At 40.2% G+C, this 12,335-nt stretch carries 13 protein-coding genes; 3 read left to right on the top strand and 10 right to left on the bottom strand.

Going from position 1 to position 12,335, the window contains the following annotated elements; all coding sequences use genetic code 11:
* Positions 1-21: 21 nt before the first annotated feature.
* The 5 genes from CDO84_RS19605 to CDO84_RS19585 form a co-directional block, all read right to left on the bottom strand.
* A complete protein-coding gene (locus CDO84_RS19605; RefSeq protein ID WP_040081235.1) occupies positions 22-1,491 on the bottom strand; it encodes a beta-barrel domain-containing protein in 1,470 nt (489 codons plus the stop codon).
* Positions 1,492-3,675: a peptidase domain-containing ABC transporter gene (locus CDO84_RS19600; RefSeq protein WP_040081237.1), complete on the bottom strand. Its 2,184-nt coding sequence runs from the start codon at positions 3,673-3,675 to the stop codon at positions 1,492-1,494.
* A gap of 81 nt (positions 3,676-3,756) precedes the next feature.
* Positions 3,757-4,002: a Blp family class II bacteriocin gene (locus tag CDO84_RS19595; RefSeq protein ID WP_040081239.1), complete on the bottom strand. Its 246-nt coding sequence runs from the start codon at positions 4,000-4,002 to the stop codon at positions 3,757-3,759.
* A gap of 23 nt (positions 4,003-4,025) precedes the next feature.
* Complete coding sequence (locus CDO84_RS19590) at positions 4,026-4,223, bottom strand: Blp family class II bacteriocin (RefSeq protein WP_040081241.1); 198 nt, start codon at positions 4,221-4,223, stop codon at positions 4,026-4,028.
* Between the two features lie 301 nt (positions 4,224-4,524).
* The gene (locus CDO84_RS19585) at positions 4,525-5,334 is read right to left on the bottom strand and encodes an SDR family oxidoreductase (RefSeq protein ID WP_040081242.1); all 810 of its coding nucleotides are present in this window, start codon (positions 5,332-5,334) and stop codon (positions 4,525-4,527) included.
* Positions 5,335-5,450: 116 nt separating this feature from the next.
* On the opposite strand from CDO84_RS19585, the gene CDO84_RS19580 reads away from it, so the two are divergent.
* Positions 5,451-5,702, top strand: a complete 252-nt coding sequence (locus CDO84_RS19580) for a hypothetical protein (protein WP_040081243.1) — start codon at positions 5,451-5,453, stop codon at positions 5,700-5,702.
* A 168-nt stretch (positions 5,703-5,870) separates the two neighbouring features.
* Complete coding sequence (gene htpG, locus CDO84_RS19575) at positions 5,871-7,751, top strand: molecular chaperone HtpG (RefSeq protein WP_040081245.1); 1,881 nt, start codon at positions 5,871-5,873, stop codon at positions 7,749-7,751.
* 42 nt (positions 7,752-7,793) lie between these two features.
* On the opposite strand, the gene CDO84_RS19570 is transcribed toward htpG, so the two are convergent.
* The 3 genes from CDO84_RS19570 to CDO84_RS19560 all read right to left on the bottom strand — a co-directional run bounded on the left by CDO84_RS19570 (position 7,794) and on the right by CDO84_RS19560 (position 10,489).
* Entirely contained in the window at positions 7,794-9,179 is a 1,386-nt protein-coding gene (locus CDO84_RS19570) for a sugar porter family MFS transporter (protein WP_040081246.1), read from the bottom strand.
* 117 nt (positions 9,180-9,296) lie between these two features.
* A complete protein-coding gene (locus CDO84_RS19565) occupies positions 9,297-9,785 on the bottom strand; it encodes an HPP family protein (protein WP_231560765.1) in 489 nt (162 codons plus the stop codon).
* 140 nt (positions 9,786-9,925) lie between these two features.
* Positions 9,926-10,489: a CGNR zinc finger domain-containing protein gene (locus CDO84_RS19560; protein ID WP_082032934.1), complete on the bottom strand. Its 564-nt coding sequence runs from the start codon at positions 10,487-10,489 to the stop codon at positions 9,926-9,928.
* Positions 10,490-10,567: 78 nt separating this feature from the next.
* Here CDO84_RS19560 and CDO84_RS19555 point away from each other — a divergent pair, with 78 nt between their 5' ends.
* The gene (locus CDO84_RS19555; protein ID WP_040081250.1) at positions 10,568-11,038 is read left to right on the top strand and encodes a hypothetical protein; all 471 of its coding nucleotides are present in this window, start codon (positions 10,568-10,570) and stop codon (positions 11,036-11,038) included.
* Between the two features lie 185 nt (positions 11,039-11,223).
* Here CDO84_RS19555 and CDO84_RS19550 read toward each other — a convergent pair whose 3' ends face one another.
* Positions 11,224-11,529: a DUF2653 family protein gene (locus CDO84_RS19550; RefSeq protein ID WP_014666028.1), complete on the bottom strand. Its 306-nt coding sequence runs from the start codon at positions 11,527-11,529 to the stop codon at positions 11,224-11,226.
* A 3-nt stretch (positions 11,530-11,532) separates the two neighbouring features.
* Positions 11,533-12,177 carry a hypothetical protein gene (locus tag CDO84_RS19545; RefSeq protein ID WP_040081252.1) on the bottom strand — a complete coding sequence of 215 codons (645 nt, stop codon included), beginning with the start codon at positions 12,175-12,177 and terminating at the stop codon, positions 11,533-11,535.
* Positions 12,178-12,335 lie beyond the last annotated feature (158 nt).

Genomic DNA, 12,335 nt, shown 5'->3' with positions numbered 1-12,335 from the left:
GTTGGATTTATATTTATTATATTATTGTAAATGTAGTATTTCTAGTAGATAATCAATGTACCTTTTAGAATCCACTATAATTGATACATCGGTCTGCATTCCATTTTTTAAGTGTAAAGTTGATCCGTTATCGTTCATAACTTTATTTTTCTCTATTGTGCTTTCAGCAATATAAAATTTTTGTCCGTTTTGATCACTAATACTGTCTGGACTTATTTTTGTAATGACACCTTTGATGGTTTGATTTGTATTTTCAATATGGAATCTTACTTCATCTTTTTCATTAATATTTGTGATCTCATGACTCGGAATATAAATATTAGCTTTAAGCTTCTCTTTATCAGGGATAATAGTCAAAATAGCAGTGCCTGCTTGTAAATTGTCACCTGGAGATATATTTGTTAGTACATTAACATAGCCGTCACTTGCTGCTTTTATTTTATATTTTTCTAATTGTAAATCTATCATCTTTAGATCATCCTCTTTTGATTTAAGAGTGGTCTGAAGATCTGTTTGCTTTTGAGATGTCTGATTTAGCAAGTTTGTTTTGAGCTGTTCAATAGAAAGCTTATAATTTGTTTCCTCTGAGTTATCGGAATCACTGTCAGAATCGTCACTTTTAATTGAACTGTTAATCTCATCAAGAGATTGATTTAATTCGTCTTTTTCTTCACTTAGTTTTACTAACATATCTTGTTTTAAACTTTCAAGCTGTCCGTTCAAGTTCTCTTTCTGCTGTGAAAAACGGTTTTTATCGAGCTCATCTTTCATCTTCCGTAGATCATCAAACTGCTGCTCTACATTTTGTTTGTTAGTTTGATAACTATTATAGTAAGAACTGTACTTATCATCCTGTTTGGCAAAGGATTTATTGTTTTTAATGGAGTCTTGCAGATCAGAAATTCTTTGAAGCTTTAGTTTGACTTTGTTTTTTGTCTTATCCAGACTATCTTTTATGCTTTTTTTCTGCTTCTTAAGTTTTTTCTGCTGAGTTTTTGCATTTTCTTTTGATGACTCTAACAAAATACTTTGTTTTTCGTACGAGAGATATTGATCTTGATAACCCCAATGATCGTCCTCACTGAATAAATTTTTGTCATTTTCAATACTTTTTTTTAGAGTTTTGTTTAACGCAGCTTGTTCTTTTAAATCTTTGATATCTGCTTTAACAGCTTTTTTCTGCGCTTGGATTTCCGTATTGTCTAGAGTTAATAGAGTATCTCCCTTTTTCACCTTATCAACCTGTTTAATGTCAACTGTTTTTACTTTGCCGGCTACTTCGTTTGTTACGTTGCTGTTAGGCTTTGTATATTGGATGTCAGCTGTCGTTTTTAGAATCACTTCTTTCTTTCCATAGAAACTAAAAACAATACATGCAATAAGTAAAGCTATCAGTATATATGTAAAGAAAACACCAATTGGTTTGGGTTTTGATTCATAGAATTCTCTGCTATCCTTCAAATCATGTAAATTGAAAAAGTTACGTTTCATCTAAATAGTCACCATCCCTCTGGATGGCATTTGGTTCTCCCACAACTCATAGTACTTGCCTTTTTTCTTCAATAAATCATTGTGGTTCCCATACTCTATGATTTCTCCATTTTCCATGACAAATATTTTGTCACAATTCATAATTGTACTCAAACGGTGAGCGATTATAATCGTAGTTATACCAACAGTCTGATCGTATATCATTTTTGATATTCCCTGTTCGGTAGTCGTATCGAGATTGCTTGTTGATTCATCCATTATGAGAATGTTAGGTTTTCTTAATAATGCTCTGGCAATTGCGAGTCTTTGCTTCTGGCCTCCAGATAAATTAGACCCGTTTTCCTCTACGAGAGTATCGTATCTCATTGGTAAATCATTGACAAAATCGTGTACATTTGTTTGTTTGCATACTTCTATAATCTCTTCAAAGGTAAAACTGCCTGAGTTACCGAGCAGAAGGTTCTCAAAAATGGAACCCTGTATAAAGTGAGATTCTTGAGGGATATAACTTATACTTTCTCTTAATGAATGAGCATGAATATCATTGATATGATAACCATTAATTAAAATATCACCAGACTCAGCTGTATAAAATTTCATTAAGAGCTTAGTTAGAGTAGATTTTCCGGAACCGCTCTCTCCAATAAAAGCGACTTTCTCCCCTTTATCTATACGTAGTGTAATATCTTTTAGGATTAGTCGCCGAGTACCATATCGAAAGTTAATTTTAATAAATTCAATTGGGCCATTAATAGACCCTGGCGTTGTTATTTGAGCATCCTTATCTTTTATTTCGTGTTCTACTTCTAGTATTTCTCCCAGTCGTTTAGAAGCAACAGAAGCTGACTGGAGTTTCGATTGAAGGCCTATTATGTTCTGTAAAGGATTCAAAAAATATGTTAACAATGCATTGTATGTAATGAGCTGACCTATTGAAAGAGTTCCTTTCATCACTTGAGTTGAACCAATCCACAATATGAATGCTCCACTTGCTAAATCCAGAAACATTTTAATAGAATTTTGAAGATTATCGATAACTCCATGCTTAAAAGCAGAGCGCAAATACTTCACAAATCTCTTTTCTGTCTCATATGACATCATATATTCAGCATTATATGCTTTAATTGTTTCAATACCGTTAAGTGTCTCAACTATTTTTGAAGTCAGCTGAGCATTGTTTTCCATTTCAGTATTGTTGATGGATTCATATGGCTTCATAAAAAACCAAACTGTAAGAACATAAAATGGGATAAAAGCCAATGTAATTAAAAATAAAGTTGTATTTTGTAGATATAAAAAGATGCCTACCATTACAAGCATTACTGTATCAAGTACTACTGATAGAGAGGCGCTAATAATAGCATCAATTACTTTGCTAGCATCATTAAATCTAGATATAATCTCCCCGATCTTTCTAGTGCTAAAAAACTTCATCGGTAAGCTAAGTACATGTTTGAAATAACCAAACATTATTGAAATACTTAATTTTTGGCCCAATAATATCATTAAATATTGCCTAAAGGCTGTTAAAAGGACTTTAAATAAGTACATAATGATGAGGCCGAATGAAAGTATATGTAACGTGCTATTCAATCCATTTGGTAAAATCTCATCAATGACCGTTTGAAAATAAAAAGTCCCCATAATACCGAAAACTGTAATGATAAAGGATGCTAAAATTGTGTGGATGATCAATGATTTTTGATGAAGTATTAATTTGAATATATCACTTCGTATAGTACTGGTCTCTACATGGATCTTATATGTTTCAGAAGGAGTCAGTAAAATTAAGATTCCTGTCCAAACCTCTAAAAATTCTTTTTTTGTGTACTTTATGATTCCGCGGCCAGGATCTGCAATGATAATCTGGTCTTTTGTAATTTTATGAATAACAACATAATGTAATAATTGTCCATTAAGAATGATATGTGCAATAGCCGGCAGTGTAAAGGGTTCTTCTAAAGCTGTTTTGTCAGCTTTTACTCCTTTTGCTGAAAAGCCTAATTGTTCAGCTGCTCTGACTAGTCCAAGTGCGCTTGTGCCTTGTTTATCTGTTCCCGCAATATCTCGAATTTTATTTATTGATAATTTGGAGCCGTAATGCTTCAATATAGTGGCTAGACAAGCTGCTCCACAGTCTTTTTCATCAATTTGTTTTACATATTGGTACTTTTTAAAGAACATCTAAATACTCCATGATTCTAATTATTTTAAAAAAGAAAGACAATCTGTTAATCAAACAGATCGTCTTAAGTTAAGGGATTTTTAAGCCCCTTTATATCCTAAGTAACCACCGATGGCTCCTCCAACTACAACACCAGCGGCAACTCCCCATGCTCCACCTAGTCTTCCATATTTCGCGCCATTTTGGGCCCCTTTTACTACACCGCCTAGTATAGCTCCTCCTGTGAGTCCTCCAGCTACACCATCACCATAGCCTGAACCCCCTTCTACTAACTCAAGCTGATTATCAGATAAGACTTCAAAACTTTTATTTTCTAAATTATTCATATGTATATTCCCCTAACATTGTATTATTTTCTGTGATCCAAAGCGTAACCAATAGCGTATGCAGCAGCTCCATAATGAGCCCCAACAAAAGCGCCCGCTGGACCACCAAACATTCCTCCGATTGCAGCTCCATCAGCAGCAGCAAATAGAGTATTCTTCGTAACATTTTGCCAGTTTCCGCCTTCCACTTTTTCTAATTCTAAATTAGATAATTCTTTCATAAATAACCCTCCTTTTGTACTGGTTTCCTAGTTATTCTAGTATAAATTATTGGTAAAATCAATATCATTTACTATATTTTTCTTTGGTAATTAACTTACTTTTAGATGATGAAGATGTTGGAGTTTATTTAATTTCTTTTGGACAAACGACTTGACTTTAAATGTATATTCAAGAGGATAAATTGGATTATTACTATAATGTTCTAATAATCTACTGTATAAGATTTTTGAAATGCTAATCCTAAATTCAATAAAAGAGGGCAGATTTCTATCCACCCTCTCTTAATGAATCATCTGAATTTTATTTCCACTTCTCATCAATCAGCATCTTCCCAGGCCATGTATACGCCATGATACCGCCGTCTGCAGTGATGTCTTCTCCTGTAACGTATGAGCTGTCGTCTGACGCGAGGAACAGCGCTACTGTTGCCATTTCCTTCGGCTGGCCGAGGCGCCCGAGCGGCGTGATCCATTTGTTGGCTTCGCGGAATGTTTCACCCATTTCCTGTTCTTTGGTGCCTGCTAATTTGTCAATCAGCGGGGTTTCGATCGTACCCGGCGAAATGGAATTGACGCGGATGCCGTCTCGTGCGTAGTCGATGGCCATCGCCTTTGTCAGGTTGGTGATACCGCCTTTTGCGGCGTTGTAGCCGGAGCGGTCAAGATCCGCGGCACGGCCTGACATGGAGGAGGTGTTGATGATGGAGCCTCCATTTTCGAGCATGAGCGGAATCAGATATTTGCTGCAAAGGAACGTGCCGCGCAGGTCGACGGCGATAATGCGGTCAAACAGGTCAACCGGATATTCATGCACCTTTCCGCCTTCCTGATCAACGCCGGCATTATTAAACAGTATATCAATCGTTCCGCATGCATCCTTGATTTGGTCAGCAAATGCTTTCACACTGTTTTCATCTGACACATCGAGGTGAAAGGATTCGGCCTGTCCTCCGTTTTTTCTGATTGCGTCCACTGTTTCTTCCATTTGATCTGTATTGATATCTCCGATGATCACGCGCGCGCCTTCATTGGCAAAAACCTCTGCCGTCGCTTGACCAATGCCTGTCGCGGCGCCTGTGATCACTGCTGTTTTGTTTTCAAGTCTTCCCATGATACGAGACCTCCTTTTACTATTTGTCTTCCCGCTATGTGCAGTCATAAACATGCGAGAAAAGGAATGCCAGTATATGTTAAGATGGATTAGAAATTGTTGGGAGGTTTGTAAGTTTGAAGGTACAGCATAAGAAGGAGCTCACATTTTATTGCTTCGTGACCATTCCAGCTGCATTTGTTGTGCTGACTGTCATCTCTTTTGTATTGCAAGAGATTACATTTCCGGTGACTGCAAGCGCATTTCTGAATGCTTCATGGCATAATCTATTGTTTTTGATACCGTTCGGTTTGTTTTTCTACCCGGTGCATATATGGATGAAGCGGGAGTTTGGCCGTTGGAATGACGCAGAAAAAAAGAGAGGATGATGAAGCCTCTCTTTTTTTATTAGAAAGAGTGTGAAAAAGAGTGAAAACAAGCCCAACTAATGTTAAATTTACATATATATGCATCTATCAATCTAATTGACAATTGTCACCGTATGTGATAAATAGATGCTGAAAAGGGTTTACATAACGTTAAAGGAGCGATCAAGAGTGGCGAAAAAAGAGTTTAAAGCAGAATCTAAACGCTTGCTGGATATGATGATTAACTCCATTTATACCCAAAAAGAAATTTTCCTGCGCGAGTTAATCTCCAATTCGAGTGATGCAATTGACAAAATCTATTACAAAGCGCTGACGGACGATGCGCTTACGTTTGATAAAGACAGTTACTACATAAAGGTCGCGGCTGACAAAGATGCGAGAACATTAACCATCTCTGATACGGGGATCGGAATGACAAAGGATGAGCTGGAACAGCACCTCGGCACGATTGCAAAAAGCGGTTCCCTTGCGTTTAAAAAGGAAAACGAGCTGAAAGACGGGCATGACATTATCGGGCAGTTCGGTGTCGGTTTTTACGCGGCATTTATGGTTGCCGATGTCGTGACAGTTATCAGTAAAGCGCTTGGCAGCGATGAGGCTTATAAATGGGAGTCTGCGGGTGCAGACGGCTATACGATTGAGCCGTGTGAAAAGGATTCTGTCGGTACAGACATTATCCTGAAAATCAAAGAGAACACAGAAGATGACAGCTATGACGAGTTTTTAGAGGAATATCGTTTAAAAGCGATTATCAAGAAGTACTCCGACTTTATTCGCTACCCGATCAAAATGGACACAACCATTAATAAGCCGAAGGAAGGCAGCGAAAATGAGTTTGAAGAGGTGCAGGAAGAGCAGACGGTCAACAGCATGGTGCCGATCTGGAGAAAGAACAAAAGCGAGCTGACAGATGAGGACTACGAAAAATTCTATGCTGAAAAGCATTACGGGTTTGATAAACCGCTGACACACGTTCATATCAGTGTGGATGGAGCGGTTCGCTATAACGCGATTCTATTCATCCCTGAGAACATGCCGTTTGACTACTATTCCAAGGAATATGAAAAAGGCTTGGAGCTGTATTCCAATGGCGTGCTGATCATGAATAAGTGCGCAGATCTGCTTCCGGATCACTTCAGTTTTGTGAAGGGCATGGTCGATTCTGAGGATCTGTCGCTGAACATTTCCAGAGAAATGCTGCAGCATGACCGCCAGCTGAAGCTGATCGCGAAAAACATCAGCAAGAAAATCAAAAGCGAGCTGCAAAGCCTGTTGAAAAAAGACCGCGAGAAATACGAGACGTTCTACAAGTCGTTCGGCAGACAGCTGAAATTCGGCGTGTACAATGATTTTGGCGCGAATAAGGATCAATTGAAGGATCTCCTATTATTCTACTCTTCAAAAGAGAAAAAACTGGTCAGCTTAGATGAGTACGTTTCCAGAATGCCAGAGGAGCAGAAATACATTTATTACGCGACTGGTGATTCATACGATCGCATTGAGAAACTGCCGCAAACGGAAATGGTGGCGGATAAAGGCTATGAAATTCTCTACTTTACTGAGGACATCGATGAGTTTGCGATTAAAATGCTGGCATCTTATCAGGAAAAAGAATTCAAATCCGTATCAAGCGGAGACCTTGGCATAGACACGGATGAGGATCAGAAGCAGTCCGAGGAAGAGGAAAGCAAGTATAAGGATCTATTTGAGGAAATGAAAAACATTCTGTCAGACAAGGTGAAAAACGTCAGAATCTCAAAACGGCTTAAATCACATCCAGTTTGCCTTGCTGCTGACGGCGAAGTGACAATTGAGATGGAAAAAATCTTAAACGCGATGCCTGACAGCCAAAATGTAAAGGCGGACAAAGTGCTGGAAATTAACCCGAATCACGAGGTATTCCAAACGCTCCAAGACGCGTTTGCACAGGATAAAGAAAAGCTGAGCCTATACACAAACCTTTTATACAATCAGGCGCTTCTCATCGAAGGCCTGCCGATTCAGGACCCTGTTGAATTTACGAACAATATTTGCAAGGTCATGGTGTAAACAGAAAAAGGAATCGTCCCATAAGGAGACGATTCCTTTTTTTTATAATGTACGCTCATTCAGCATTTGGTTTTGGGTGCTTTTCTTCTTTTTAAATCGGTTTTTCAGGCTTGCTTCAATTTCCTCCAAGCTTCGCCCTTTGGTTTCCGGCACCATGTAGAAAGCGAAGAAAAATGAGAGAAGACAAATGACTGAGAAAACAATAAAGACCCATGCGATGCCCATTGCACTTAGCATCAGTGGGAAGACGAGCGACACGATCAGGTTGGCTGCCGATAACACCAAAGTCGTGAACCCTGTCGCGGCTCCGCGCGCTTTGGATGGGAAGAGCTCAGGCATGAGCACCCACACTACCGGACCCCATGTCGCCTGGTAAAAGACGATATAGACGCCGAGAAAGACTACTGTCATCCACGCTGTTGATGCGGAAAGCCCCAGTGTCAGGAGCACGCCTGATAAAGCAGCAAGGCTCAGTGTAATGCCGACACTTCCCCAGATCAGAAGTTTTTTGCGTCCGACACGGTCAATTAAAATCATGGCAGTGATACACATGATGACGTTAAGGACGCCGATTCCCATTGTGCCGAGTGCGGAAGCTGACGTGCCAAGACCGGCCTTCGTAAAAATGGTCGGCGCGTAGTAGATGACCGTGTTAATGCCGACAGCCTGCTGGAAAATAGCTAGGCCGACGCCAATCAGAAGCATAGGGCGAATCCATTTGGCTTTTAGGACGCTGAGTGTCGTTTCTTTTTTCTCTGCTTCTCCTTGCTTCATCTCTGCCAATTCCATTTCGATGTCTTTGAGATCATGAGTGATGTTCATGATTCGTCTCGCTTCTTCTTCACGGCCGCGCTTCACGAGCCATCTTGGCGATTCCGGCATGAATGCGATGCCGATTAATAAAAGCACGGCAGGCACCGCGGCCAGACCGACCATCCAGCGCCACGCTTCAAACGGTGTGAACAGGTAGTTCACGATATAGGCGAGCAAAATTCCTGTGACGATCATTAAGTTGTTCATTGTGCCGAGTGTACCGCGAATTTTTGTCGGTGCCATTTCTGAAAGATATACGGGCACAAGCGCCGTTGAACCGCCGACGGCCAATCCGAGAATCACCCTAGATGCAATCAGCATGCCGATTGTTTGAGAAAATGCGCAAGCGAGCGCTCCGATAATGAAAATGATGGAAAGGACAAATACAACCTTTCTCCTGCCCCAGCGGTCTGAGCATGTGCCGCTCAAGGCCGAACCGAAAATCGCGCCAAGGAGCAGCATGCTGACAACCAATCCTTCTGTCAAAGTCGTTAAAGGAATATCGTTATTGATAAACAGGAGTGCCCCGGAGATAACGCCTGTATCGTAACCGTAAAGCAGTCCCCCTAAAGCGCCGAAAAAGTAGATCATATATTTCCTTGTGTCTTTCTTCACAAATGTCTCCTCCTCAGTTGTTGAGCCAATGAGTAACTAAAAATATGTAACAAAGTTAATAGATTAGTACCCATTTCCTATCTCATTTGAAACATTTGTTTTGAAAAAACGGAAACTTTAAAGCCAAAAGGCGGGGTATTGGCGATTTTTGCGTAAGTTATTAATAATGAGAGCGATAATCACGATGATGACAGACCCAATGAGCACGGGAAATACTAAATAACTCCAAGCATATGCCCCTTGAATAACAACAATCGGGTCGGCGCCGGCAGGAGGATGAGTGGTTTTGGTCAGCATCATCAAGCAAATGGCAAGCCCTGTCCCCAATGCAAAGGTCCATGGATGGGCGCCGAATATGTGAAGGACAACAATCCCGGTAAGCGCGGAAATAAAATGGCCGCCAATCACATTTCTCGGTTGTGATAATGGAGCATTCCAAGCGCTGAAGACGAGCACACAGCTTGCTCCAAAAGACGCCATTAACCATAAGCTTGATGTATAAGCGGTCAGCGAAGCGAGTGTCAGTATGGTTATAAATCCTCCGATAAGCCCTGTAACAGCGTCTTTGCCGTTTACCCGTAAAGGCGTCTTTCCTGTCCCTTTCATTTTTAAAAAGAAGTTGTTTTCCAAATTTATCCCTCCAGTATATTTAGAATAATAGGTAAACAATAACCTGTCAATTTTATTTTTAGGGGTTAGTTTTTCGTATCAATAAAAAAACCGTTCGCTGGGGAACGGATTCTTACTCATGATTTATTTTTTTTCTGATGGCGTGAGACCTTATGTCTGTTGCCGCATATCTTCATGGAACACCATTTTCGTCTTCCTGTTTTATCAAGAAAAAGCAAAATGCACTTTTCATTTGCACATCGTTTCAGCTGTTGGATTTCTTTTGTGTGAATCAGCCATAACGCATCGTAAGCGATAAGCGATAAAATGGAATCATCTGGTTTTCCATTCGGAATGCGGGCAAGTTTGTCATCTATGATTTGATAAGAAAAAGGAGCGGCGGTGATTTGATTTTGCAGGAAAGAGATAAAAGCTGGGGAAGGTTCACTGCCCTCGGCGATACACTCAAAGTGTTTTCTCAGCTCAGCCCGGAATTGATGAATCCGCTGCAATTGTCCCCGGACTTCCTGTAGCGTCAAAGAACTGAGAAAAGGAGCTGTTTCTCCCATTATTTCAAACCATGTCATCAGGTCTTTTTCTGACGGGATGAGCTCGTGCCGTTTATCATAGCTTACGATTTCAGTATTCACAAGATCGACAGATAGGTTATGTGTGATAAGAGGGAATTGAGCATTTGCCATTGTGATCATTCCTTTCAAAATTATTGTAAGCGCCAAAACCTTTTTTTAGCAAGGATATGAATATAAGGAGGCTTTTTTATGTTGGAAAAGCAAAAGCTTAAGAAAGTATGCAGCAGCCAATTGGATGTTTTACCGCATATCAGCATTCAGGAATTTCGCCAGCCTGATTCAGAATCATTCGTTTTTTACTTAATAGCTGAAAGGCCAGAAGATATATCAATTGAAGATGTCTTTTGTTTATTACTAGAGAGGGAAGAGTATGCCGAAGCAAGCCGGGAATGGAACAGAGCAGCAATAGAGAAAACTAGAGATGCTGTATTAACGAACATACTGGAACCGGTAATAGAACATGGGATTTTTTCCAAAATTGACGGAGCATCTGCTTTACAGCGAATCCATACCTATGAAAATAACGGTATTCAAATTGATGAGTCGCTGTTTCTGGATGAAAGCAGGCATGTCGTCATCTATGATGATTGGAATTTGTTCATGGTGTTTGGTTATGAAGGGACAACAGCTTATCTATATACGTGGTTTACAACAGCATAATGAAATGATCATTTGTAAATATAACTTACAAAACAAAAATGATTTTTCTGTTAGGATATTATACTGAAAGGGAGCCGATGCTCTTCCTATTTACCGGAAAACATGCTGTTTCTGTACCTGCATTTCATGGACCGGAGGGGAAAAGCATCAAAAAACCTTACTCGCGCGGAGTAAGGTTTTGGTTTTTATTCGTCCTCGTTGACGAAAACCAAGGCGGAGAAGCCTTTTTTCTTATCAAATTGCAATTCAACGACGGTAACGTCCGGATTGAAGTTGTGGTATTCCTCTAAGAACTGAATAATGCCCTCCGAAATGTCATCTGACATAAGCTGCTTGTGGTGCAGGCCAAACGTGGCTTCAGCGAAGAATCCTGTACGCTTGTTGTAGGATAGTTCTTTTACTTCAACGTCTTCAGGGCAGATATCTTCTTCATTGGAAATATACACGCAAATTCCGTCTACCATTTCTTGCTCATTTAATATTAATCTCATTGCCTAAAATCTCCTTCTGTACGTCTTCGGTGCTTTAAATGCGCGAATCAGTGCGATGACAATGATGAAAATAAGGATTAAAGCGATGATATCAACGATCCAGGCAATGGGGGAAGCGCCATAAGAAACATAGCCCGGGCCTCCGACTGGATGATAGGTGTAACCCCACGGGTGCATCATGCTGATCATGAACATCCCCATTGTAAAACCGCTATAATATCCAAACCATCCTGATGGCGCGAAACCTGCGTGATAGTAATGATTGACTGAAACATAACGTCCGCCAACATAGGCTTTAGTCGTTTTCCCGCTGTATGTCTTTCCGCTTACTTTTGATGTAGCGCCGGAAAAGGTGCCTGACGATTTTTTAGCGCTTGATGAGCTTGCCTTTTCCGATGGCTTCTTTTTCAGCGAAATTGATGATGAATCGTCAGACTTGGATTTTTTGCTAGAAGAGCTTGATCCTGAGCTGTAGCTTGATTTCGGGCTGGATTTATAGCTTCCGCTGTATGATGAGCTTGAACTTCGGCTGCTGTAACTAGATGATGAGCGGCCGCTAAAGCTTTTTGCATGAGAAATCGTTGATGGCAGCAGTACACCTAAAGCAACAATTACTGCGACTAAGGCTTTTACATATTTAAGTTTCATTCTGTTTCCTCCATAGACCGCCGAAACGGCCCGCTATTCTGAGCTGCGAATCAAAGAAGCTGGATCAGCTTTTTTGATTGATATGAGTCTATATTTCTAGGTGAGATTAACATTGCATGCTTTTGCTTTTTCATCACTTTCTTTCTGAGATTCAACTC

This window comes from Bacillus sp. MD-5 (genome assembly GCF_002201875.1).
Lineage (GTDB): Bacteria > Bacillota > Bacilli > Bacillales > Bacillaceae > Bacillus > Bacillus stercoris.
The sequence above is the reverse complement of the archived record's forward strand: the minus strand, read 5'-3'. Positions and strand labels throughout refer to the sequence as shown.